Source organism: Streptomyces albiaxialis (genome assembly GCF_039530985.1).
In the GTDB taxonomy this organism is placed as follows: domain Bacteria; phylum Actinomycetota; class Actinomycetes; order Streptomycetales; family Streptomycetaceae; genus Streptomyces; species Streptomyces albiaxialis.
Genome location: NZ_BAAAPE010000002.1, coordinates 182,105 through 205,352 on the forward strand (window position 1 = coordinate 182,105; position 23,248 = coordinate 205,352).

General features: G+C 73.5%; 23 protein-coding genes. 16 read left to right on the plus strand and 7 right to left on the minus strand.

The window, feature by feature from the left end; genetic code table 11:
* Nucleotides 1–11: 11 nt before the first annotated feature.
* The 4 genes from ABD343_RS05830 to ABD343_RS05845 form a co-directional block, all read right to left on the minus strand.
* Nucleotides 12–1,025, minus strand: coding sequence for a TolB family protein (locus tag ABD343_RS05830; protein WP_344524750.1), 1,014 nt, complete (start codon nucleotides 1,023–1,025; stop codon nucleotides 12–14).
* Complete coding sequence (locus ABD343_RS05835) at nucleotides 1,010–2,368, minus strand: MFS transporter (protein WP_344524751.1); 1,359 nt, start codon at nucleotides 2,366–2,368, stop codon at nucleotides 1,010–1,012. The genes ABD343_RS05830 and ABD343_RS05835 overlap by 16 nt, the downstream gene beginning before the upstream one ends.
* Nucleotides 2,369–2,399: 31 nt before the next feature.
* On the minus strand, nucleotides 2,400–3,344 hold the full coding sequence (locus ABD343_RS05840) for a metallophosphoesterase family protein (RefSeq protein ID WP_344524753.1): 945 nt from the start codon (nucleotides 3,342–3,344) through the stop codon (nucleotides 2,400–2,402).
* Nucleotides 3,345–3,496: 152 nt separating this feature from the next.
* Nucleotides 3,497–5,080: an FUSC family protein gene (locus ABD343_RS05845; protein WP_344524754.1), complete on the minus strand. Its 1,584-nt coding sequence runs from the start codon at nucleotides 5,078–5,080 to the stop codon at nucleotides 3,497–3,499.
* A 160-nt stretch (nucleotides 5,081–5,240) separates the two neighbouring features.
* On the opposite strand from ABD343_RS05845, the gene ABD343_RS05850 reads away from it, so the two are divergent.
* The 8 genes from ABD343_RS05850 (at nucleotide 5,241) to ABD343_RS05885 (ending at nucleotide 12,438) form a co-directional block, all read left to right on the plus strand.
* Nucleotides 5,241–5,924, plus strand: a complete 684-nt coding sequence (locus ABD343_RS05850) for an HAD family hydrolase (RefSeq protein WP_344524756.1) — start codon at nucleotides 5,241–5,243, stop codon at nucleotides 5,922–5,924.
* 60 nt (nucleotides 5,925–5,984) lie between these two features.
* Entirely contained in the window at nucleotides 5,985–6,581 is a 597-nt protein-coding gene (locus ABD343_RS05855; RefSeq protein WP_425578117.1) for a helix-turn-helix transcriptional regulator, read from the plus strand.
* Nucleotides 6,571–7,575: a threo-3-hydroxy-L-aspartate ammonia-lyase gene (locus tag ABD343_RS05860; RefSeq protein WP_344524760.1), complete on the plus strand. Its 1,005-nt coding sequence runs from the start codon at nucleotides 6,571–6,573 to the stop codon at nucleotides 7,573–7,575. The genes ABD343_RS05855 and ABD343_RS05860 overlap by 11 nt, the downstream gene beginning before the upstream one ends.
* A gap of 232 nt (nucleotides 7,576–7,807) precedes the next feature.
* Nucleotides 7,808–7,927 (plus strand): keywimysin-related RiPP, encoded by a 120-nt coding sequence (locus ABD343_RS05865; protein ID WP_344524762.1) that lies wholly within the window; start codon nucleotides 7,808–7,810, stop codon nucleotides 7,925–7,927.
* A gap of 24 nt (nucleotides 7,928–7,951) precedes the next feature.
* Nucleotides 7,952–9,997: an asparagine synthase-related protein gene (locus tag ABD343_RS05870; protein WP_344524764.1), complete on the plus strand. Its 2,046-nt coding sequence runs from the start codon at nucleotides 7,952–7,954 to the stop codon at nucleotides 9,995–9,997.
* A gap of 7 nt (nucleotides 9,998–10,004) precedes the next feature.
* The gene (locus ABD343_RS05875; RefSeq protein WP_344524766.1) at nucleotides 10,005–10,283 is read left to right on the plus strand and encodes a lasso peptide biosynthesis PqqD family chaperone; all 279 of its coding nucleotides are present in this window, start codon (nucleotides 10,005–10,007) and stop codon (nucleotides 10,281–10,283) included.
* Nucleotides 10,280–10,696: a lasso peptide biosynthesis B2 protein gene (locus tag ABD343_RS05880; protein ID WP_344524767.1), complete on the plus strand. Its 417-nt coding sequence runs from the start codon at nucleotides 10,280–10,282 to the stop codon at nucleotides 10,694–10,696. Before ABD343_RS05875 ends, ABD343_RS05880 begins: the two co-directional genes overlap by 4 nt.
* Complete coding sequence (locus tag ABD343_RS05885) at nucleotides 10,693–12,438, plus strand: ABC transporter ATP-binding protein (RefSeq protein WP_344524769.1); 1,746 nt, start codon at nucleotides 10,693–10,695, stop codon at nucleotides 12,436–12,438. Before ABD343_RS05880 ends, ABD343_RS05885 begins: the two co-directional genes overlap by 4 nt.
* On the opposite strand, the gene ABD343_RS05890 is transcribed toward ABD343_RS05885, so the two are convergent.
* Nucleotides 12,401–13,669: a carboxylesterase family protein gene (locus ABD343_RS05890; protein ID WP_344524771.1), complete on the minus strand. Its 1,269-nt coding sequence runs from the start codon at nucleotides 13,667–13,669 to the stop codon at nucleotides 12,401–12,403. The two genes, ABD343_RS05885 and ABD343_RS05890, sit on opposite strands and share 38 nt — an antisense overlap.
* A complete protein-coding gene (locus ABD343_RS05895; RefSeq protein WP_344524773.1) occupies nucleotides 13,651–15,015 on the minus strand; it encodes an MFS transporter in 1,365 nt (454 codons plus the stop codon). The genes ABD343_RS05890 and ABD343_RS05895 overlap by 19 nt, the downstream gene beginning before the upstream one ends.
* A 220-nt stretch (nucleotides 15,016–15,235) precedes the next feature.
* Here ABD343_RS05895 and ABD343_RS05900 point away from each other — a divergent pair, with 220 nt between their 5' ends.
* From ABD343_RS05900 to ABD343_RS05935, 8 genes are read left to right on the plus strand one after another with little or no spacing between them, the layout of a single operon-like run.
* A complete protein-coding gene (locus ABD343_RS05900) occupies nucleotides 15,236–16,717 on the plus strand; it encodes a 2-hydroxymuconic semialdehyde dehydrogenase (protein WP_344524775.1) in 1,482 nt (493 codons plus the stop codon).
* A complete protein-coding gene (locus ABD343_RS05905) occupies nucleotides 16,714–17,541 on the plus strand; it encodes a 2-keto-4-pentenoate hydratase (RefSeq protein WP_344524777.1) in 828 nt (275 codons plus the stop codon). Before ABD343_RS05900 ends, ABD343_RS05905 begins: the two co-directional genes overlap by 4 nt.
* Nucleotides 17,538–18,497 carry an acetaldehyde dehydrogenase (acetylating) gene (locus ABD343_RS05910; RefSeq protein ID WP_344524779.1) on the plus strand — a complete coding sequence of 320 codons (960 nt, stop codon included), beginning with the start codon at nucleotides 17,538–17,540 and terminating at the stop codon, nucleotides 18,495–18,497. The genes ABD343_RS05905 and ABD343_RS05910 overlap by 4 nt, the downstream gene beginning before the upstream one ends.
* Nucleotides 18,494–19,513: a 4-hydroxy-2-oxovalerate aldolase gene (dmpG, locus tag ABD343_RS05915; RefSeq protein WP_344524781.1), complete on the plus strand. Its 1,020-nt coding sequence runs from the start codon at nucleotides 18,494–18,496 to the stop codon at nucleotides 19,511–19,513. Before ABD343_RS05910 ends, dmpG begins: the two co-directional genes overlap by 4 nt.
* Nucleotides 19,510–20,304: a 2-keto-4-pentenoate hydratase gene (locus tag ABD343_RS05920; protein ID WP_344524783.1), complete on the plus strand. Its 795-nt coding sequence runs from the start codon at nucleotides 19,510–19,512 to the stop codon at nucleotides 20,302–20,304. The genes dmpG and ABD343_RS05920 overlap by 4 nt, the downstream gene beginning before the upstream one ends.
* Nucleotides 20,301–20,759, plus strand: coding sequence for a RidA family protein (locus ABD343_RS05925; protein WP_344524785.1), 459 nt, complete (start codon nucleotides 20,301–20,303; stop codon nucleotides 20,757–20,759). The genes ABD343_RS05920 and ABD343_RS05925 overlap by 4 nt, the downstream gene beginning before the upstream one ends.
* Complete coding sequence (locus tag ABD343_RS05930) at nucleotides 20,756–21,277, plus strand: 3-hydroxyanthranilate 3,4-dioxygenase (RefSeq protein ID WP_344524786.1); 522 nt, start codon at nucleotides 20,756–20,758, stop codon at nucleotides 21,275–21,277. Before ABD343_RS05925 ends, ABD343_RS05930 begins: the two co-directional genes overlap by 4 nt.
* 2 nt (nucleotides 21,278–21,279) lie before the next feature.
* A complete protein-coding gene (locus ABD343_RS05935; RefSeq protein ID WP_344524788.1) occupies nucleotides 21,280–22,296 on the plus strand; it encodes an amidohydrolase family protein in 1,017 nt (338 codons plus the stop codon).
* Here the strand turns inward: ABD343_RS05935 and ABD343_RS05940 are convergent.
* Entirely contained in the window at nucleotides 22,287–23,225 is a 939-nt protein-coding gene (locus tag ABD343_RS05940; protein WP_344524790.1) for a LysR substrate-binding domain-containing protein, read from the minus strand. The two genes, ABD343_RS05935 and ABD343_RS05940, sit on opposite strands and share 10 nt — an antisense overlap.
* Nucleotides 23,226–23,248 lie beyond the last annotated feature (23 nt).

The following is a 23,248-nucleotide window of genomic DNA, read 5'->3' on the forward strand; positions in this document are numbered from 1 at the left end:
CACCGACGGGCTCAGCGCAGCAGCGCGGGCGAGGAGCCGTCCCGTACCCGCAGGCGGGGCTCGCCCTTGCCGTCGGCCCGTACGCTCCAGATGTCCGAGCCGCCCCCGGAGCCGCGCAGCGCGTACGCCACCTCCGACTTCCCCAGCCAGAGCGCCTGGTCGTCGACGCCGCGCCGCTCGGCTAGCGGGCGTTCGCGCATGGTGCGCAGATCGAGCACGTGCAGCCGCCAGGGCGCGCTGCCGCCGCCGGAGACCTTCTTCTTGAACGCGAGGTGGCGGCCGTCCGGCGAGAGGGACGGGCACTCGGCGTTCTCGCGCAGGGCACGCGCGGTCCACTTCTTCCTGTCCCCCTCGACCAGGTACGTCTTGCCCTTGGTCGAGACGGTGGCGTAGAAGCGGTTGTCGTCGGCGGCGAAGGTGACGCCCCAGAAGTTGACGTCCGGTGAGTGGTAGCGGCGGCCGTCGACGGTGAGGGGGATGTTCTCGATGTTCTTGACGAGGTAGCCCGTCCGGGTGTCGAGGATGCCGGTGCGCGTCGAGAAGGACGACTCGTTGTAGGAGTCGCCGGAGGCGAAGTTCGTCCAGGAGAGCATCCGTCCGGAGGCCGAGACGCGGGCACGGTTGGGGATGCCGTCGAGCGGAATCCGTCGCTTCTCCTCCATTTTCCGGTCGAGGACGATCGCGTACGAGCGCAGGGGCAGGCCCGGACGCCGCTGGACGCACAGTCCGGTGCCCGCCGCGGCGTGGAAGCGGTCGCACGCAGGTCCGCCGGTGGTGCGCGGGGCGCCGCCGCGCTCGGGGATCCAGGCCACGCGCCCCTTGCCGGAGCCGTCGCGCGTGCTGCGGAAGAGCAGGCGCGGCTCCTCGGCCCCGAGCCCGAACGCGGAGGAGACGGTGGTCGCTTCGGCGCGCCCGTCGGCGGCGCGGACCGTGTAGCCGACGGCGACGGCGGCGAGTACCACGGCCGCGGCGCCGAGCGCGGCGACACGGGCACGCAGGCTGAGCCCGTTCAGTCCTCCGGACATGTCTCCTCCTCCGTACGAGCCGCCGTACGGGCCTCGGTGCCGGCGGACCCGCCGTCCTGGCCGCGCAGCAGCAGCGCGCCCAGGGCGAGTCCGGCGGCCAGCGCCGCGGACGCCAGCGCGAGCGCGGGGCGCGAGCCCCACAGGGTCCAGGCCGCGCCGAAGGCCACGGCGGCCAGCAGCCGCCCCAGCGCCTGGCCGGTCTGCAGCAGGGCCATGCCCCCGGCCTGTTGGCGGGCGGGCAGCACGGGGGCGGCGAGCGCCATCAGGACGCCGTCGGTCGCCGCGTAGAACACGCCGTGCAGCAGCAGTGCCGCGCACAGCAGGGGCCAGCCCCCGACGGGCCCGAGCAGCAGCAGGTAGACGGCGAGCAGCGCGCCGTGGCCCCACAGGAACGGCAGCCTGCGGCCCGTACGGTCGGCGAGCCTGCCGAACGGGACGGCCAGCAGCAGGAAGACGGCCGCCGTCCCGAGCGGCAGCAGCGGGAACCAGCTCGTGGCGAACTCCAGCCGCCGCTGGAGCAGCAGATAGACGAAGGCGTCGCCGATGCTGACGGCGCCGAGCAGCGAGGCGGCGAGCAGGACGCGCTGGAAGCGGCGGTCGCCGAGCAGCCCGAGCACGGCGCGGAGCGGTGGCGGCTGCGCGTTCGCGGCGTCGGGGCGCAGGGCTGGGCGCAGTGCGGGGCTGTCGCGTCCGGGGACGAGCGCGAGCAGCATCAGCACGCCGAGCAGCCCGACGCAGAAGCTGACGACGAAGACGGCGTCGTACGCGTCGGCTGTCGCCCACAGCAGCGCGAACGCGGCGAGGGGGCCGAGCAGCGCGCCGGTCGTGTCCATCGCGCGGTGGACGCCGAAGGCCCTGCCGAGGGAGTCGGGCGGGCTGCTCAGCGAGATCAGCGCGTCGCGGGGCGCGGTGCGGACGCCCTTGCCGACGCGGTCGGCGGCGAGGGCGGCGCCGATCCCGCCCGTGGAGCTGCCGGCGAGGAGCAGCCCGATCCGGGAGAGCGCGGAGAGCGCGTAGCCGGATCCGGCGACGAGCTTGTGGCAGCGGCGGCGGTCGGCCGCGTGGCCCCCGACAAGGCGGACGAGGGCGGTGACGCCGTTGTAGAGGCCGTCGAGGACGCCGAACTGGAGGGGGTTGAGGCCCAGTCCGACGACGAAGTAGAGCGGCAGCACCGCCGTGACCATCTCCGAGGAGATGTCGGTGACGAGGCTGACCGCGCCGAGGGCGAGGACGGGACCGGCGACGCGGCCGCGCGCGCCGGGCGCACCCTGGAGGGTGCCGCCGCGCGTGGCCGTGCCGTCGGCCGCCGGTGCCCCCGTCTCCCGGCTGGAGGCGAGGTACATCAGGGCTCCTGGGCAGCTCTCCGGGTACGGGTCAGTGGCACTGGTACTCGGGGCTGCTGTCCTCGGTGCCGCCGTCCGCGTTCACGAAATCCCAGGAGAAGGAGCTGTCCCCGAAGTCGAACTTGAGGACGCCGAAGGAGCCGCTGATCCGCTTCTCGCTGTTGGGCTGCTCGTCCTGGATGTCGTACGGGTTGGCGCCGCCGACGCCGCCGACGACCTCGACGATGCCCTTGTCCTTGTCGGCCTCGGCGTCCGGGGTCTGGGGCGCGAAGCGCTCGTAGTGGTGGTCGTGCCCGTTGAGGACCAGCTCGGCGCCGTTCTCGTAGAGGATGTCCCAGACCGGCTTGCTGACCGGCTCGTTTCCGTGCTCGCCGGAGGAGAAGAGCGGGTGGTGGTAGACGGCGGCGACGCACTTCTTGTCAGTCGCGGCCAGGTCGTCCTTGAGCCAGGAGAGCTGCTCGTCGCTGACGTCGTTGGAGTCGAGGGCGACGAAGTGCCAGTTGCCCTGGTCGAAGCTGTAGTAGGGCTTGCCCTTGGGGTAGGCGATGTCCCCGAAGTAGTTCTTGTAGCCGGTGAGGGGGCCCTCGGGGTCGTAGGTCTCGTGGTTGCCCGCGGTGGGGCGGGTCTTCTCCTTGAAGCGGCCCCAGGTCTTCGCGTAGTACTTCTCGAAGTCCTCGGTGCGCGCGTCGTCGTACTGGTTGTCCCCCATCGTCAGTACGAACGCGGGGTCGAGCTTCTCGGTCAGCTCCGCGGTGCGCACGTGCTCGCAGCCGCTGTCGCTCTCGGTGCACTGCTCGGCGATGTCACCGGCCGCGACGGCGGTGAACGCGGCGGCGTCCTTGCCCGCGGGGCTCTGACCGGCGTCGGCGCTGTCCGCGGGCGACCAGACGAGCAGCCCCGCGACGAGCGCGGCGGCGCCGGCTCCGGCGGCGGGCAGGGCGTAGCGGCGTTTTCTCCAGGTGGGGGTGGAAGACACGTCCGTCTCCTTCAGGAGGGTTGGCCTGTCGCCGGGAATCCTGGCGACTCGCCATGACCGCGTCAATAGACGGGGACGTGAATGGTTAGGAAAGTTTCCTTCCAAGTTCAACGAAGCGGCGCGAAGCCTCAGGCCGCGCGCCGCGAAGCCCCTCAGGCCGCGGTGCTCAGCGGCGCGCGCGGCGAGCTGTGCAGCGGGAGCGCCAGCTCCTCCAGCGCCGCTTCGAGGCCGTGCAGGTGGGCCAGCGCGCGCTCGGCCGCCGGGTGGTGCGGCTCGGCCCCGGCCGGGACAGGGGCGCCCGCACGGTTCTCCGCCCCGGGCGCGGACGCCGTACGCGCCCGGGCCGCCCGGGCCGCCCGGCCCTCGGTGCGGCCGTCGGCGCGGCCCCGTACGAGCCCGTGGACCGCGGCCTCGACGCGCTCGCAGGCGGCGGTGAGCCGGGCGTCGTGCGAGGCGTCGGGGTCGGCGGCGACCTCGGCCAGGCCGCGCGCCTGGCGCGCGCAGTCGTCGAGCAGCGCGAGCGCCTGCCGGGCGCGCGCCTTGCGGGCACGCAGCGGGCTCAGCGGGTGGACCAGCGGCGCGACGGCCATCCGTACGCGCCCGAGGAGCAGTTCCAGCTCGGCGATGTGCGGCGAGGGGTCGGCCGCCTCGTCGCCGGCCAGCCGCCGCGCGGCGTCGCGCGCGGCGGCGTGCACGGAACCCACGGCCCGCCGGATCCACGCGTCGGTGGCCGCGTGCGTGGTGATGGGGAGGACGAGCGCGACGGCGACGGCGGAGGCCAGCGCGCCGACGGCGGTCTCCTCCAGCCGCAGCGCGAGCAGCCCCGGGTGCAGCACGCCGAGCAGCCCGTAGAGCATGCCGACCATGAGCGTGACCCAGAACATCATCCAGGAGTACGACAGGGGCGCGGTGTAGAAGGTCCCGAAGACGCAGACGGCGACGACCAGCGCGGTCGGCAGCACGGCGCCGTCGGCCGGCACGGCGATCAGGAACCCGGCGCCCAGCCCGGTGACGGTGCCGAGGACGCGGCGGAAGCCGCGCACCAGGGTCTCGCCGCGCGAGGCCGTGGCCACGAAGATCCACCAGGCGGCGCCCACCGCCCAGTACCAGCGGTCGAGCGAGAGCGCCTGTCCCGCGACGAGCGCGAGCGCACAGGCGGTGAGCGCCTGGAACGCCTGCCGGGTGCTGGGCCTGCCCAGGCCGCGCCCGCCGAGCGGCGCGGGCTGTGCGGGCGGGGGCGTACGGCGCTCGATCGGCCACAGGACGAAGCGCGTGAGCGCGGCCACGGCCAGCGCGAGCATTCCGGCGGCGAGCGTGAGCGGCAGCTCGCGCGGGCCCGTGTGCAGGAACTGCGCGGCGAAGAACATCATGAAGGCGAAGATGCCGAGCGCGTTGCCGCGCGGGCCCCAGCGGCGGGCGTGGACGCCGAAGAAGACGACGGCGAGGAACGCGGCGTCGCGGGCGGGCGGCGCGCCGTGCAGCAGCGCGGCGAGCGCGAGGACGGGGAAGCCGACGAACGGGTACAGCGCCGTGGTGACCGCCTGGCCGCGCCGCGTCGGATCGGCGACGTTGAAGAGCGCGAGCAGCGCCACGAGCCCGCCGGTGATCATGGCTTCCAGCGGAAGCCCGCAGGCCCCGGCGGCCGCGACGGCCAGCCCGATGCCGAGCACCGCGCGTGCCGAGACGCGAGCCCTGACGCGCCCCGGATCCGGTGCGATGAACGCCCTCTTCAGCAATCCTTCCCGCAAACCTTCCCGCCCCTCAGGTGTCGTGGCATGAAAGAAGCGCCGCGGGGTCTCCGCAGCGCCTTCGCTCTCCCAGGCTACCTGGTCGCCCGGACGTCCGGCGATCGGACCCGCGCGCCCCCTTCGGTGCCCTGTTGGCATCCTGGGGCGCATGAGCACCCCCGTGATCTTCGACCTGGACGGCACCCTCGTGGACAGCGAGCCCAACTACTACGAGGCGGGGCGGCGACTGCTCGCCGCGCACGGCGTGCCCGGCTTCACCTGGGAGGAGCACGGCCGGTTCATCGGGATCGGCACCCGCGAGACGCTGGAGACGCTCCGCGCCGAGCACGGCATCGAAGCCCCGGTCGAGCAGTTGCTCGCGGAGAAGAACCGGCTCTATCTGGAGCTGGCCGCCGCGCACACCGAGGTCTTCCCCGAGATGCGCAAGTACGTCGAGCTGCTGCACGCCGCCGGGCACCCGCTGGCGGTCGCCTCGGGCTCCTCCCGCGCCGCCATCGCCGCCGTGCTCGCGACGACGGGCCTGGACGCGCTGCTGACGACCCTCGTCTCCGCCGAGGAGGTGCCGCACGGCAAGCCGGAACCGGACGTGTTCCTGGAGGCCGCGCGCAGGCTGGGCGCCGCGCCCGCCGACTGCGTGGTGGTCGAGGACGCGCCGCCCGGCGCCGAGGCGGCGCGCCGGGCCGGGATGCGCTGCGTCGCCGTCCCGTATCTGCCGCACACGGCGGACGACCCGGCGTTCGCCTCAGCGGGGCTGCTGTTCAGGGGCGGGCAGGACGCGTTCGACGCGGAGCGCGGCTTCGCGTGGACGGTCGCGCGGCACGCCCGGGACTGAGACTTGGACAGTTCGTCCAGGGCTTTATAAAATGTCTGCATGTCGAACCAGCAGCATCTGATGGACCAGCTCCAGCAGGTGGCCCAGGGGCTCGCGGCGACCTTCGCGCCGTTCTGCGAGGTCGTGGTGCACGATCTGCGCGACCCGGAGCACGCCATCGTCGCGATCGAGAACAATCTGTCGGGCCGCTCCGTCGGCGACCCCGCCACCGAACTGGGCCTGGCGCGTCTCGCGGACGACGCCTATCCGCAGGTCGTGGCGAACTATCCGAACCGGTTCGCGGACGGCCGCCGCGCCAAGAGCACCTCGGTCGGCATCAAGGACGAGGACGGGCGGTACGCGGCGGCCCTCTGCCTCAATGTCGACATGACCGTCTTCGACGGCATCGGCAAGGTCCTGGAGCAGTTCGGCCGCCACGACGGCGCCGAAGCGCCCGGCGAGTCGCTGGACCCGGCGAACGCGGAGGGCATCCGCGCCCGGATCGACGCGTTCGCGGCGCGGCACGCGACCACGCCGCGCGCGCTGCGCACCGAGCAGCGGCGCACGCTGGTACGGCAGTTGAAGACGCAGGGTTTCATGGAGGTGCGCAGGTCGGCCGAGACCATCGCGGACCACCTCGGAGTGTCGAGAGCGACGGTGTACGCGGATGCGAAGTGACCGGAGTCGGGGCCAGGACGCCCTCCCCACGTTCGACGACGTCGTACGGGCCCACGAGCGGATCGCGCCGCATGCGCACCGCACCCCCGTCCTCACCTCGCGGATGACCGACGAGGAGCTGGGCGCCTCGTTCTTCTTCAAGGCCGAGAACACGCAGCGGATGGGCGCGTTCAAGTTCCGCGGGGCGTTCCACGCGCTCTCGCGCTTCGACGCGGAGCAGCGCCGCGCGGGCGTCGTCGCCTACTCCTCCGGCAATCACGCCCAGGCCGTCGCGCTCTCCGCCCGCATCCTCGGCATCCCCGCGACGATCGTGATGCCGCTGGACGCCCCCGCCTCGAAGGTCGCGGCGACGAAGGGGTACGGCGCGGAGGTCGTCACGTACGACCGTTACGCGCAGGACCGCGAGGAGATCGGGCAGGCACTCGCGGCCGAGCGGGGGCTCACGCTGATCCCGCCGTACGACCACCCGGACGTGATGGCGGGTCAGGGCACGGCCGCGAAGGAGCTGTTCGAGGACGTAGGCCCGCTCGACGCGCTCTACGTGCCGCTGGGCGGCGGCGGCCTGCTGTCGGGCTCGCTGCTGTCGGCGGGCGCGCTGTCGCCGGACTGCGCGGTGTACGGGGTCGAGCCCGAGGCGGGCGACGACGCGCGGCGCTCGCTGCGCGAGGGGCGGATCGTGCACATCGACACGCCGCGCACCATCGCCGACGGGGCCCAGACCCAGCACGTGGGCGAGCACCCGTTCGGCATCATCCGCGACCGCGTCACGGACATCCTCACCGCGAGCGACGACGAACTCGTCGCGTGCATGCGGCTGTTCGCCTCGCGGATGAAGACCGTCGTCGAGCCGACGGGCTGCCTCGGCTTCGCCGCCGCACGCGCGCACGCGGCGTCGGGTGAGCTGCGCGGCGCCCGCGTGGGCGTCGTCATCAGCGGCGGCAACATCGACCTGGACCGCTTCACGGAACTGCTCGGCGGCCGCCGACGCGGCTGAGACGCGGCTGAGATGCGGCGCCTCGGGCGGCGGGCTTAACCTGAAGTTGCTCCAGTGAGCCGTGAGATTGTGCTCCTGCGAAGGTGAACGACCTCACGGGTGATGCAGACCCGTATCGGACGGGCCCATCTCTGGACTGTCGGATCTCCCGCGGGTTTCGCGACGGGAAACGCCCGCACGCACGGACCCCTTCCACCGCGTACCGCGGTGAGGAGAGAGGAGGTGTATCGATATGCGCACGTACGAGCGTCCGACGCTGATGGCGGTCGGGACCTTCCGCAAGGTCACCGGAAAGCTCATCAAGCGGACCGGGCCCCCCGACTTCCTCGGTCAGCACAGCTTGCTCCGCTGACCCCCGACCGGAACGGGGAATGAGTTGACCGGACAGCAGGAAGACCGGCCGGTGGCGGGCGACAGCGCCCGCCACCGCGTCGGCGAAGGGGACGGACGGGAAGGCCCGCGCTGGCTCGGCAGCGTCCCGTGCTGGTGGGTGGCACTCCCCGACTGCGCCGCGGCCACCCCCGTGGAGGCGCGGCTGCGGGATCACTCGACGCACACGGTGCAGCACCCCTCGGGACGGACCTGGCTCCTGGGCCGCTGGAGCACCTCCCCCGGCGACGCGGAGACACTGGCCCTGGGCGCGGCCCGGGACACCCGGATCGCGGTGGCGGGACAGCACGCGGTGACCGACGGGGAACTCGAACGTACAGCCGCCTCCGGCACGGCCGCCGAGGCGGCGCGCCGCGTGGAGCGGGCGCCGGGCAGCTTCCATCTGCTGGTCTCCGCCGCCGGGGAGGTCCGCGCGCAGGGCGCGCTCAGCGGGCTCCGGAGGGTCTTCACCGCGCGGCTCGGCGGTGTCACCGTCGCCGCCGACCGGGCCGACGTGCTGGCCTGCCTCGCCGACTGCGGGCCCGAACTCGACGGGACGCAGCTCGCGTTCCACCTCCTCGACCCGCCAGCGCTGCACCCCCTGACCGACCGTCCGCTCTGGTCCGGCGTCGCCGCGGTGCCGCCCGACCACCGCGTGGTCCTCGGGCCGGACGGTACGTCCCGGCAGGAGCGGCGCTGGACGCCCCCCGCGCCCCGGGTGCCGCTGGCCGAGGGCGCGCGGGCCCTGCGCGAGGCCCTGGCCGCCGGGGTGGAGGCCCGGACGCGGGGCCGTGACCTGGTCAGCGGGGACCTCAGCGGGCTGGACTCGACCGCCCTGTGCTGCCTCGCGGCGAACGGCACGGGGGCGCCCGGCACCGGCGTCAGGGTGCTGGCGTTCACCGCCGCCAGCCCCGATCCGCTCGACGACGACGTGACGTGGGCCCGCCGTACGGCGGCGGCCGTACCCGGCATCGAGCACCGCACCGTGCCCGCCGACGAGATGCCGGCGATCTACCAGGGACTGCCGGAGCTGGACGACCCGTTCGACGAGCCCTGCGGGGTGATCGCCGATCACGCGCGCTGGTCCGAACTGGCCCGCCGGGGCGCCGCGTCCGGCTCGGCACTGCACCTCGGGGGCTTCGGCGGCGACGAGATCCTCACGGCCGGCACCAGCCATCTGCGGCTGCTGCTGCGCCGCAGGCCCACGGTGGCCCTGCCGCTGCTGCGCGGCTTCGCCGCCGCCTACCGCTGGCCCCGGGGCCGGGTGCTGCGCCAGCTCGGCGACGCCCGCCCGTACCCCGTATGGTTGCGCGCCGCCGCCGACCTGCTCACCGCTCCCCCGCCGCCCCCGGACACGCCCTCGCTGGACTGGGGGACCGTGCCCCGGATGCCGCCCTGGGCCACCGGCCCCGCCGTCGACGCGGTCCGCGCGCGCATCCGTGACGCCGCGCCCGGCGCCCGGCTCCTCGCCGCGCACCGGGGGATCCACGACGACCTGGAGGGCATCCGGTACGCGGCGCGCCCGCTCCGTCCGATGGGGCAGCTCGCGCTGCGCGCCGGGACGGCGCTGGCGGCGCCGTTCCACGACGATCTCGTGCTGGAGGCCGCGCTCGCGGTGCGCGCGGAGGAGAAGCGCACGCCCTGGCGGTACAAGCCGCTGCTGCTGGAGGGGATGCGGGGCGTCGTCCCGAAGGTGAGCCTGGACCGGCAGACCAAGTCGACCGGCACCTGCGACCTGGACTCGGCGCTCCGGGAGAACCGGGCAGCGCTCCTGTCGCTGTGGGAGGACTCCCGGCTGGCCCGGCTCGGCCTGGTCGACGCCGCCACGCTGCGCGCGCTGTGCGCGCGCCCGCTCCAGGACGGCCATGGCTACGCCGACGGCGATCTGCACGGCGCCCTGTACCAGGCGGTGGCGTGCGAGGTGTGGCTCCGGGCGCGCGAGGCGGCGGCCTCGCCCGGGACCCGCCGGGGCACGGCCGCGCCTCTCGCCGCCGCCACGTCCCCGACGACCTCGACCCTGAACACCCCGAACGCTCCGAACACTCCGAAGTGAGGCCCCCATGCTGAGACTGCGCGACGGCGTGTCCCGCGCGGACACGGACACCGGGATCGCCCTGCTGGACGAGAACAGCGGCATGTACTGGAACCTCAACGGCACCGGCGCGCTCGTCCTGCGCACCCTGCTGGAGGACGGCGGCACGCAGGAGCTGGCCGTGCGGCGGCTCACCGGCGAGTACGCGGTGGACTCCGAGAGCGCCCGCGCCGACGTCCTGGCCCTGGTCGAGCAGCTCGGCTCGTCGGGCCTCGTCGAGAGCGAGGGCGGGGGGCGGCCGGGATGAGCCTTCCGCAGGCCCTCGGGCACAGTCCGCGCTCGGTGCCCCTCCCGCGCCGCCTGCTGGTGCGCCTCGCGGTGGGCGCGGCGCGGGCGCTCGCCCATCTGCCGCCCCGCCGGATCCGCGCCGTGCTGGAGCGCGTACGGCGCGGGGCACGGCCCGCCTCGTACCGGGACGCCGCGGCGGCGCGGGACGCGGTGACGGCCGTGAGCCTCGCCAGCACGGGGCCCGAGGGCTGTCTGCCCCGGTCCCTGGCCACGGCTCTGCTGTGCCGGGTGCGCGGCCAGTGGCCGGTGTGGTGCGTGGGGGCCCGGCGGCTGCCGCCGTTCGGGGCGCACGCCTGGGTCGAGGCCGAGGGCGTACCGGTGGGCGAGGACGTGCCGCCCGACTACTTCCGTCCGTTCTTCACGGTGCCGTGAGCGGTACGGACGGGTGGAACGGCCCGCGCGAGGTGCTGCGCACCCTGCGCGGGCACCGGCGCGGCGTCAGCGCCGCGATCGGGCTCACGCTGCTCGCCCTGGTGCTCGCGCTGGCGCAGCCGCTGGTCGTGAAGGACGTCATCCAGGCGGCCGGGGACGGCTCGCCGTTCGGCGGCGCTGTCCTGGTGCTGGTGGCGCTCTTCCTCGCGCAGGCCGCGGTCCAGGCGGCGGGCCGCTACGTGATGGTGCGCACCGGGGAGAGCGTGGTGCTGGGCGTACGGCTCGCGCTCGTCGACCGGCTGCTGCGGCTGCCGCTGCGCACCCTGGACCGGCACCGCACAGGCGACCTGATCTCCCGCACGGGAACGGACACGACGGCGCTGCGGCTGCTCGTCGCTGAGGGGTTCACGGGGGCCGTGACCGGGAGCCTGGGGGTGCTCGGGGTGGCCGCGCTGATGCTGTGGCTGGACTGGGTGCTCTTCCTCGCCGTGCTCGTCATGGTCGTGCTCGGCGGGAGTCTGCTGGCGACGGTGCTGCGCCGGATCGAGGGCGCCTCGCTCCGGGCCCAGAGCGCCACCGGCGCCATGACGGCGGACCTGGAGCGCGCGCTGGTGGCGCTGCGCACGGTACGGGCGAGCCGGGCCGAGGGCCGGGAGACGGCTCGTATCGGAGGGCAGGCGCGGGCGGCGTACACCTCGGGGGTGCGGGTCGGGAAGCTGGACGCGGTGGTGGCCCCGGCGGTCGAACTCTCCGTCCACGGCTCGTTCCTCGCGGTCCTGCTGATCGGCGGGGCGCGTGCCGCGTCCGGCGGCTCGGTGGCGGACCTGGCCGCGTTCCTGCTCTACATGCTCTACCTGGTGGAACCGATCGGTGTCGTCTTCCAGGCGTTCAGCAGCATGCAGCAGGGCGCGGGCGCGCTGCGGCGCATCAGGGAGGTGCTGGACCTGCCGGGCGAGGGAGAGGAGAAGGGGAAGGGGGACGGCGCGGCCCCGGGTGCCTCCTCCCGGGCGTCGGTGAACGGCGCGGCCCCGCTGCTGGAGTTCCGGAACGTGCACTTCGGGTACCGCGCGGACGAGCCGGTGCTGCGCGGCGTCTCGTTCGCGGTGCCGAGGCGCGGGCAGGTGGCGCTGGTGGGGCGGTCGGGCGCGGGGAAGTCCACCGTGTTCGCCCTCGCCGAGCGCTTCTACGACCCGGACAGCGGCGCCGTGCTCTTCGGCGGTCAGGACGTGCGCGGCCTGGCGCGGGACGCGCACCGTGCCCGTATCGGCTTCGTGGAGCAGCACTCCCCCGTGCTGCACGGCACCTTGCGGGAGAACCTGCTGTACGCGGCGCCCGAGGCGGACGAGCGGGAGCTGCGCCGCGCGGTCGAGCTGGCACAGCTCGGCGAGGTGGTCTCCCGGCTGCCGCGCGGGCTGGAGACCCACACCGGGGAGCAGGGCGCGGCGCTCTCCGGCGGCGAGCGCCAGCGCGTCGCGATCGCCCGCGCGCTCCTCGCGCGCCCCGAACTCCTCCTGCTCGACGAGCCGACGGCGCATCTCGACGCGGAGAACGAGGCCGCGCTGCGGGCCGTGATCAGGGAGACGGCGCGGCGCTGCGCGCTGCTGGTGATCGCCCACCGGATCTCCACGGTGCGGGAGGCCGACCTGATCGTGGTGCTGGACGCCGGGCGGGTGACGCACGCGGGCTCGCACGACGAACTGCTGGTCACGAGCGCGTCGTACCGCGCCCTCGCCCCGGGCTGACCGCTTCTGCGGTTCCTCCGGCGCCGCCGCCCCGGCCGACGCAGCTCAGCTCGGCCGGCATCGGCCCCGGAACGCCCGTACGCGCGAAGGAGATCCAGGCGGCGCGCACGGCCGTGCCGAGCGCCTCGACCTCCTCCCAGGGGACGTCGCCGAGCATCGGGGCGCCCCGCCACGCCTCGCGCCCGCCGAGGAGCAGGGGCAGTTCGACGCAGTGGGTGGCGCCGAACGGGGAGCCCGCCGGACGCCAGTCGAGGCGGTACGCGTGGACGCGGGCGCCCGCGCGCGCCAGCCGGTCCCCGAGGCGGCACAGCGGCGCCTCGTACGTCCGCCGGGTCAGCTCGTCGGGCTCGCCGCGCTCACCGGGGAACGCGGTCATGTCGTCGGCGTTCCACCCGTACATGACGTCCAGGCCGCGGACGTTGACGTCGAAGGTGAGGCCCGGGACGCGTACGGGGTCGGCGCCCGCGACGGGCGTGAACGGGGGCTCCAGGGTGCTGCCGGAGCGGCGGCCGTGCGCGGCGGCGGTCTCGCGCTGCGCGGCGAGGAGATCACCGGTGGGCGCGGTGCGCGGGTCGGTGCCGAGGACGTCGGCGAAGATCCGGCCCAGCGCCTGCGCCTCCGCGCGGGAGCGCGCCGCGATCGACAGGGGCGCGCTCTGCAGGATCGCGCGCCGGAAGAGGCCGCGGGCCTCGGGCATCTCCATGAGCATGCGCGCCGACAGGGCACCGGCGGACTGGCCGAAGACGGTGACGTTGCCGGGGTCGCCGCCGTACGCGGCGATGTGGTCGCGGACCCAGCGGAGGGCTTCGAGCTGGTCGTAGAGGCCGAGGTTGCCCTCGCTGACGCCGTCGAGGAAGAGATAGCCGAGCGCGCCGAGGCGGTAGTTGACGGCGACGACGACCACGTCGCCCTGGGCGGCGAGCGGCCCGCCGTCGTACCAGTCGAGGACGCCGCCGCCGCTGCTGAAGCCGCCGCCGTGGAACCAGACGAGGACGGGCCGGGCGCCCGCGTCGCGCGCCGGGGTGGTGACGGTCAGGTTGAGGCAGTCCTCGCCCTGCGGCGGGCGGTCGCGGGGCGGACCCATGACCGCGTCCAGCCGGGAGGGCGGCTGCGGGCAGATCTGGCCGCTCGACGGGCGGGGGTCGTCCGGTGCGACCGGGCGGGGCCGCGCGAAGCGTTCCGCCGTCGCGTAGCGGATCGGGCCCGTACGGATCAGCGCGGGGCCGTCCATGCCTCACCTCCGATCTCGGGCAGCGGTGCCGCCGCGTCCGTGGCGCCCGGTGCACCGGCCGGTGCGCCGTCGGGGACGAGGCGGAAGAGCGCCACGGCGCCGACGAGGCTGACGGCGCAGATCGCCACCAGATACCAGGTGACCCCCGCCGAGGAGCCGCCGGAGTTCAGCAGCGCGGTGGAGATCATGGGCGCGAGCCCGCCGCCGAGGATCGCCCCCGCTTGCAGGATCAGCGAGGAACCCGAGTAGCGCACGTGGGCGGGGAAGGTGTCGGCGATGATGCTGCCCTGCACGCAGTGGGTGACGGGGATGATGAGCCCCATCCCGGCGAGCGCGAGGACGGCGAGCCCGGTGCTGCCGGTGTCGAGCAGCGGGAAGAACGCGGCACACCAGGCGAGGATCGCCAGGGAACCGCCGATGAACATCGTGCGCCGCCCGTGCCGGTCGGCGACGCGCGTCCACACGGGGATGGTGGCGAACCAGAGGACGGCGGCGCCGGTGACGCTGAGGATCAGGAACTGCTTGTCGTAGTCGAGGTCCTTGGAGCCGTACGAGAGCGTGAACACCATGAAGACGTAGGCGACGGCGGAGTTCGCGACGACGGCGAGCAGCGTCAGGGAGAGGCGGGGGAAGCCGACCTTGAGGGACTCGGCGAGCGGGAAGCGGACCACCTCGTCCTTCTCCAGGACCTTGTGGAACGAGGGGGACTCGGTGACGCGGAGCCGGATGACCAGGCCGACGGCGACGAGCACGAAGCTCAGCACGAAGGGGATGCGCCAGCCCCACGCGGTGAACGCGCTGTCGCCGACGAGCTTGTTGGTGCCCAGGAAGACGAGGTTGGCGAGGACGAGTCCGGCGGGCGTGCCCATCTGCGGGAAGCCGGCGTAGAGGTTCCGTTTGCCCTCGGGCGCGTGCTCCATGGACATCAGCGTGGCGCCCGCGCCCTCGCCGCCGAGGCCGATGCCCTGGACGACGCGCAGGGCGACGAGGAGGACGGGGGCCCAGAAGCCGATGGAGTCGTAGTTCGGGATGAGGCCGATGAGGGTCGAGCCGATGCCCATGAGGAGGAGCGAGACCACGAGGGTGGCCTTGCGTCCGATGCGGTCGCCGAAGTGTCCGAAGACGAGCCCGCCGAGGGGCCGGGCGACGAAGCCGACGGCCAGCGTGCTGAACGCGGCGAGGGTTCCGGCGGCCGGACTCAGGGAGGGGAAGAACTGCTTGTCGAAGATGAGCGCGGCGGCGGTGCCGTAGAGGAAGAAGTCGTACCACTCCAGGGTGGTACCGGCGAGCGTGGCGACCGCCGTCCTTCCGGGGGCGGGTCTCTCGGTCTTCTCTGGGTTGCTCATGGGGTGACCTCTCAGGGGAGCGAACGCGGGCCCGACGGTGCACCTCGCGTTACCGCTGGATCCTCACCCCGTGAGACATGACACACAAATGCCGAATCGGGGATGAGGTATAGCCGTCTTGTTATAGCGCGGCCTCTTGCGCGAGACATAACCGTACGGCTATACCGGCGCGCGAAATCTTGATTTGTTCGGCATGGCCGCGACTCCCAGAGTGGGAGCCATGACGGCAGACACAGCGCGGTGGATCCGCAACTTCGTCGACGGGCAGTACGTCGAGCCCGACGAGAACCACAGCGTCCGCAGCTTCGAGAAGACTGATCCGGCCACCGGCCTGGTCGTCGCCCGCGTCCACGAGGCCGACGAGGCCCTCGTGGACCGCGCCGTGACAGGGGCCCGCTCCGCCCTCGGCACCTGGGCCCGCACCCCCGTCCGGGAGCGGACGGCGGTGCTGCGCCGCGCGGCCGACCTGATCGAGGAGCGCTTCGAGGAGTTCGTCGCCGCCGAGATCGCCGACACCGGCAAGCCCGTCACCCAGGCCCGCGAACTCGATGTGGCCCGCGCCCTCGCGAACTTCCGTACGTTCGCCGACGTCGTCGCCGCGGCGGGCCAGGAATCGTTCCTCACCGACCTCGCGGGCGGCCGCCAGGCGCTCAACTACGCGGTCCGCAAGCCGCTCGGCGTCGTCGCCGTCATCGTCCCCTGGAACCTTCCGCTGCTCCTCCTCACCTGGAAGGTCGCCCCGGCCCTGGCCTGCGGCAACGCCGTGGTCGTCAAGCCCAGCGAGGAGACGCCGGGCACCGCGACGCTCCTCGCCGAGGTGCTGCGCGACGCCGGGCTCCCGGCGGGCGCGTACAACGTCGTGCACGGCTTCGGCGCCGACTCCGCCGGCGCGTACGTGACCTCGCACCCCGGCATCGACGGCGTCACCTTCACCGGCTCCTCGGCCACCGGCTCCCACGTCATGAGGACGGTCGCGCCGCGCGTGCGCCCCGTCTCCTTCGAACTCGGCGGCAAGAACGCCGCGCTCGTCTTCGGCGACGCCGACCTCGACGAGACGCTCGACGGGCTGACCCGCTCGGTGTTCGCCAACACCGGCCAGGTGTGCCTGTGCACCGAGCGCGTCTACGTGCACCGCTCGGTCTTCGCCGATGTCGCTGACGGGCTGGCCGAGCGCGCCCGTTCGCTCCGGCTGGGCCGCCCGCTGGACGAGGCGACGACCACGGGCCCGCTCATCTCGCAGGCCCACCGCGACAAGGTGCGCGGCTACTTCGCGCTCGCCGAGCAGGCCGGGGCGAAGGTCCTCACCGGCGGCGGCATCCCCGAGCTGGGCGCGGAGCTGGACGGCGGCTCCTGGATCGAGCCGACGCTGTGGACGGGCCTGACCAACGCCGACCGGCCCGTACGCGAGGAGATCTTCGGCCCCGTCGCCGCGCTGATCCCCTTCGACACCGAGGACGAGGCGATCGCCCTCGCCAACGACACCGACTACGGACTCGCCGCCTCCGTCTGGACCACCGACCTGCGGCGCGGCCACCGCGTGGCGCAGGCCATGGACGTGGGCATGGCCTGGGTCAACACCTGGTTCCTGCGCGACCTGCGCTCCCCCTTCGGCGGCACGGGCCTCTCCGGCATCGGCCGCGAGGGCGGCGCCTCCTCCCTGCACTTCTACACCGAGCCGACGAATGTGTGCGTGCAACTGTGACCGAACTCCTCACCCCTGACCGCGAGTCGACCGAGCGGATCGGAGAGGCCGCCGCGCGGCTCACCGCCGCCGCCGGGACCCGCACCCCCTGCGCGCCCGTACGGGACCTGCTGGGCGCGGACGACGTGGACGCCGCGTACGCGGTGCAGCGCCGCCTGACCGAGGCCCGTACGGCGGCGGGCGCGCGCCGCGTCGGCGCGAAGACCGGGCTCACTGCGCGCGCCGTGCAGCAGCAGTTCGGCGTCTTCCAGCCGGACTTCGGCGTGCTCTTCGACGACATGGTCGTGGGCCACACCGAGCCGCTGGCCCTGGAGCGGTTCCTCCAGCCGCGCGCGGAGGGCGAGATCGCGTTCGTCCTCGGCCGCGACCTCGACCTGCCGGGCGCGACCGTGGCGGACGTACTGCGCGCCACCGAGTTCGCGCTCCCCGCGATCGAGATCGTCGACTCGCGGATCGCGGGCTGGGACCTGGCCATCACCGACACCGTCGCGGACAACGCCTCCAGCGGCGCCGTCGTCCTCGGCACCACCCCGTACCCGCTCGCCGGGCTGGACCTCGCGCGGGTCGGGATGACGCTGCGCCGGGACGGCGAGCCCGTCTCGTTCGGCGCGGGCCACGCGTGCCTGGGCTCGCCGGTCGTCGCCGTGGCGTGGCTGGCGCGCGAGATGGCGCGCCGCGAACAGCCGCTGCGCGCGGGCGACGTGGTGATGTCCGGCGCGCTCGGCCCGATGGTCCCGGTCGGCGGCCCCGGCCGCTACCGGCTGGAACTGGACGGGATGGGCGAGGTCGAGGCCGTGATCGAGGCGACGGAGGAGAGCGCGTGAGTACGGAAGAGCAGGGCACCGTCCCCGTCGCCGTCATCGGCTCGGGCAACATCGGCACCGACCTCATGATCAAGGTGCTGCGGCACTCCCCCACGCTGCGCATGGCGGCGATGGCCGGGATCGACCCGGACTCCGACGGGCTCGCGCGCGCCGCCCGGCTCAAGGTCGCCACGACCCACGAGGGCGTCGAGGGGCTCGCGAAGCTGCCGGAGTTCGAGGACGTCCGCATCGTCTTCGACGCGACCTCCGCCAAGGCCCACACCCGCAATGCCGAGGTCGCGCGGGAGCACGGCAAGCTGATGATCGACCTGACGCCCGCCGCGCTCGGCCCGTTCGTCGTGCCGCCGGTCAACCTGGACGACCATCTCGACGCCGACGACGTGAACATGGTGACGTGCGGCGGCCAGGCCACCGTCCCCGTCGTCGCCGCCGTCGCCCGCGTGGCACCGGTCGCGTACGGGGAGATCGTCGCCTCGATCTCCTCCCGCTCGGCGGGCCCCGGCACGCGCGCCAACATCGACGAGTTCACCGAGACCACGAGCGAGGCCATCCGCACGGTCGGCGGCGCCGAGGCCGGCAAGGCGATCATCGTCCTCAACCCGGCCGACCCGCCCCTCGTCATGCGCGACACCGTCTACTGCCTGGTCGAGGGCGCGGTGGACGCGGGCCTCCAGGAGGAGATCGCCGACTCGGTGCGCCGGATGGCCGAGGACGTACGGGCGTACGTGCCGGGCTACCGCCTCAAGCAGGACGTCCAGTTCGACCCCGTCGAGAACGCCCTCGTCCCCGGCCTGGGGCGGCGGGTCACGGGCGTGCGCGTCTCCGTCTTCCTGGAGGTGCTCGGCGCGGGCCACTACCTGCCCGACTACGCCGGGAACCTCGACATCATGACCGCCGCCGCGGTCCGTACGGCCGAGACGACCGCAGCGCTGCGGGGATGGGGGAAGCAGTCATGACACCCACAAAGCTCTACGTCCAGGACGTGACCCTCCGGGACGGCATGCACGCCATGGGCCACCAGTACACCGTCGACCAGGTGCGGGACATCGTCGCCGCCGTCGACAAGGCCGGGGCCAGTGCCGTCGAGGTCGCGCACGGCGACGGGCTCGGCGGCTCCAGCGCCAACTACGGCTTCGGCGCGCACACCGACGAGGAGTGGATCGAGGCCGCGGCCGACGTCCTGACGCACGCCAAGCTCACGACGCTGCTCCTCCCCGGCATCGGCACCATCGAACACCTGCGCCGCGCCCACGCCTTGGGCGTCCGCAGCGTCCGCGTCGCCACCCACTGCACCGAGGCCGACGTCAGCGCCCAGCACATCGCCTGGGCCCGCGAGCACGGCATGGACGTGTCCGGCTTCCTGATGATGAGCCACCTCAACTCCCCCGAGGGGCTGGCGAAGCAGGCGGCGCTGATGGAGTCGTACGGGGCGCACTGCGTGTACGTCACCGACTCGGGCGGGCGTCTGACCATGCGGGACGTGGCCGAACGCATCGACGCGTACCGCCAGGTGCTGGACGGCACGACCGAGGTCGGCATCCACGCGCACGAGAACCTGTCGCTGTCGGTCGCCAACAGCGTGACCGCCGTCGAGCACGGCGCGTACCGCGTGGACGTGGCCCTCGCCGGACAGGGCGCGGGCGCGGGCAACTGCCCGGCGGAGGCGTTCGTCGCCGTCGCGGACCTGCTCGGCTGGGAGCACGGATGCGACCTGTTCGCGCTCCAGGACGCCGCCGACGACATCGTGCGGCCGCTGCGGAACCGCCCGGTCCAGGTCGACCGGGAGACCCTGACCCTCGGATACGCGGGTGTCTACTCCAGCTTTGCGCTGCACGCCGAACGCGCCGCGCGCCGCTACGGGCTCGACACCCGGGACATCCTGCTCGAAGCGGGCCGCCGCCAGATGGTGGGCGGCCAGGAGGACATGATCGTGGACATCGCACTGGACCTGGCCGAAGGGAGCGGGAAGTGAGTACGGCGATCACGGACGCCACCGTCGCGGCACTCGCCGAGCGGCTGGACGCCGCCGCGACCTCGCGGACCGACACCCCGAGCCTGGCCGACGACCACACGTTCGACATCGACGACGCCTACGCGGTCCAGGCCGCGCTGGTGGCCCGGCGCGAGGCGCGCGGCGAGCACGTCACGGGCGTCAAGCTGGGCTTCACCAGCAAGGCGAAGATGGCGCAGATGGGCGTCTCCGACGTGATCGTCGGACGGCTCACCGACGCCATGCGCGTCGCCGACGGAGCCGACCTGGACCTCTCCCGGTTCATCCACGCGAAGGCCGAGCCGGAGGTCGCCTACCGGCTCGCCCGCGACGTGGACCCGGACGACCCGGCGACGGACATCGAGGCGTGCGTCGACGCGCTCGCGCCCGCGCTGGAGTTCATCGACTCCCGCTACCGGGACTTCCGCTTCACCTACGAGGACGTCGTCGCGGACAACACCTCGGCCTCCGCCTACGCGCTCGGCGCCTGGCGGCCCCTCGCGGACGCCGGGGACGTGTCCAACCGCGCGGTGCGGCTGCTCTCCGGTCCGGCGGAGGCCGTCGGCTCGACCGCCGCGATCCTCGGCTCGCCCGTACGGGCGCTGCACGCGCTGCTCGACATGTGCCGTCGCCGCCGCATCCCGCTGCGCGCCGGGCAGGTGGTGCTCGCGGGCGCCGCCACGGCCGCCGTGCCGCTCGCGCCCGGGGTGATCTCGTGCGACGTCGCGGGCCTGGGCTCCGTCTCCGTCTGCGTGAAGGGGGTGGCGGCATGACCGGCTCACAGGGCTCCCGCGTCGTGGCGGGGAAGGCCACGCCGCGCGGCCGTTTCCCGCATGTGAAGGTCGTCGGCGATCTCGTCTTCGTGTCGGGGACGAGTTCACGGCGCCCGGACAACACCTTCGTCGGCGTCGAGACCGACGAGATGGGCACCACGAACCTCGACATCCGCGCCCAGACCCGCGCGGTCATCGAGAACATCCGCGACATCCTCGCCGAGGTCGGCGCCGGGCTCTCCGACGTCGCGCAGCTCACCACGTACCTGGTGTCCATGAACGACTTCGGCGGCTACAACGAGGTCTACGGAGAGTTCTTCGACGAGGACGGCCCGACCCGGACGACGGTCGCGGTGCACCAGCTCCCGCACCCGCATCTGCTGATCGAGATCCAGGCGACGGCGTATCTGCCCCGCACCGCCCGCACCCCCCGCACCGCACAGGAGGCGTCATGACCGACATTCCCGAGGCCATCGATTTCCAGGGCTGGATCGCCGAGCACGAGCACCTGCTCAAGCCCCCGGTCAACAACCGGACCATGGCGCTCGGCCAGGACTTCATCGTCCAGGTCGTCGGCGGCCCCAACCAGCGCACGGACTTCCACCTCGACCCGTACGAGGAGTGGTTCTACCAGGTCAAGGGCGACATGCACGTCAACCTCATGACCGAGGACGGTCCCCGCACCGTGCACATCCGGGAGGGCCAGGTCTGGCTGCTCCCCGGCAACGTCCCGCACTCCCCGCAGCGCCCCGACCCCGACTCCATCGGCCTGGTCATCGAGCGGGTCCGCGAGGAGGGCACGCTGGAGAAGTTCCTCTGGTACTGCCAGGAGTGCTCGGCCCTCACCCACGAGGTCGAGCTCCAGGTCCGCGACATCGTGGAGGACCTGCCGCCCGTCTTCTCCGCGTTCTACGACGACGAGGGGGCCCGCACCTGCCCGCGGTGCGGCGCCCTGCATCCCGGGAAGGGCTGACAGTGGAACCAATGATCGACGTCCACACCCACTACGTGCCCCGGGGGTGGCCGGATCTGACCGCCGAGGCCGGGCCCGACGCGCCCTGGCTGCGGATCGAGTCCGAGTCCGACGCGATGATCATGATGGGCTCGAAGGAGTTCCGCCGTATCCAGGCCGACGCCTGGGACGCGGAGACCAGGCTGCGCGACATGGACGCCGACGGCGTACGGACCCAGGTCGTCTCGCCGACCCCCGCGTTCTTCACGTACGGACGGAGCGGTGCCGAGGCCGCGAAGGTCTCCCGGATCTTCAACGACCTGGCCCTGGAGATCACCGCGCCGGCCCCCGACCGGCTGATCCCCTTCTGCCAGGTGCCGTTGCAGGACCCGGACGCGGCCTGCCGCGAGCTGGAGCGGAGCATCGCCAACGGGCACCGGGGCGTGGAGATCGGCAACCATGTCGGGGACCGGGACCTGGACAGCGAGGGCGTGGTGACGTTCCTCCAGCACTGCGCCTCGCTGGACGTGCCGGTATTCGTGCACCCGTGGGACATGGCCAGCTCGCCCCGGCTCGACCGGTGGATGGCGCAGTGGCTGACGGCCATGCCCGCCGAGACCCATCTGTCGATCCTGGCGATGATTCTGGGCGGCGTCTTCGACCGCGTGGACGAGCGGCTGAAGATCTGCTTCGCGCACGGCGGCGGCTCGTTCGCCTTCTGGCTGGGCCGGATGGAGAACGCCTGGCACGGCCGCAACGACATCATCGGCACGTCCGACTACCCGCCGTCCCACTACCTCGGCCGCTTCTACGTCGACTCGGTCGTCTTCGACGACCGCGCGCTGCGGCTCCTCGTGGACACGGTCGGCGCGGACCGGGTGATGGTCGGCAGCGACTACCCGTATCCGCTCGGCGAACGCCCCGTGGGTGAGGTGGTCCGCAAGAGCCACTTCCTGGACGACGCGGTACGCGAAATGATCACCCACGCCAACGCCGAGCGCTACCTGGGCCTTACGGACCCGGAGTCCGGTCAGAGCTGAGGCGCCATTCCGGCGGCCGTCTCCTCGAGGCTCCGGATGAGAGCCTCGGCGGAAGGGCTCAGCGTCCGGTCTGCCCACATGGTCAGCCCGACGCTGTGCCCGACCGGGTCCAGCCGGACCGGCAGCCGCGCGATACGGCTGTCGTCCCGGATGATCAGGCTGGGCAGTACGGCGATGACGTCGGTCTCCAGCAGGAGCTGACGGACGGTGAGGAACGAGGTGGTCTCCACCCGGTTCTCCGGCAGCGCGAAGCCGTTGCGGGCGAAGAACTCCTCGACCTCCCGGCGCAGCGCGGTCTCCGGGCCCGGCAGGATCCACGGGTAGTCCAGCAGCTCGCCGAGCACCTCGTCCTCCCGTGCCTCGCGCGCGGCAAGCGCGTGCGAGGCGCGGACGACCAGCTCGACCGACTCGTCGTACAGCTTGCGCCGCACCACGCGCTCCCCGGGCGGCGAGGTCAGCCGTCCGACGACGAAGTCGATCCGCCCCGCCTCCAGTTCCAGCAGCAGCGCGTCGGGCGACGCCTCGCGCACGACGACCGTCAGATACGGGCGTTCCTTCTTGAGCGCGGCGATGGCGCGCGGCAGCAGCACGTTGGAGCCCGCCAGGTGGGTGCCGACGACGACCGTGCCCCGGTCGGCGTCGGCCAGCTCCACCACGTGCCGCCCGGCCTGCGTGAGCTGCGCGAGCACGGCCCGCGCGTGCCGCGTGAACGCCTCGCCGAACACGGTCGCGGTGATCCCGCGCGGCCCGCGCTCGAAGAGCGCCACCCCGAGGATGTCCTCCAGCTCGTGCAGGCTGCGCGTCGCCGCGGGCTGCGTGACGTGCAGCTCCGCCGCCGCCCCCACCACGGTCCCCTGGCGCGCGAGCGCGTCCACGAGCACCAGGTGCCGGAACTTCAGTCGGCCGTCGAGCAGGCGGGGGATCTCCACGCCCCGACCCTAACGGAGAGCGC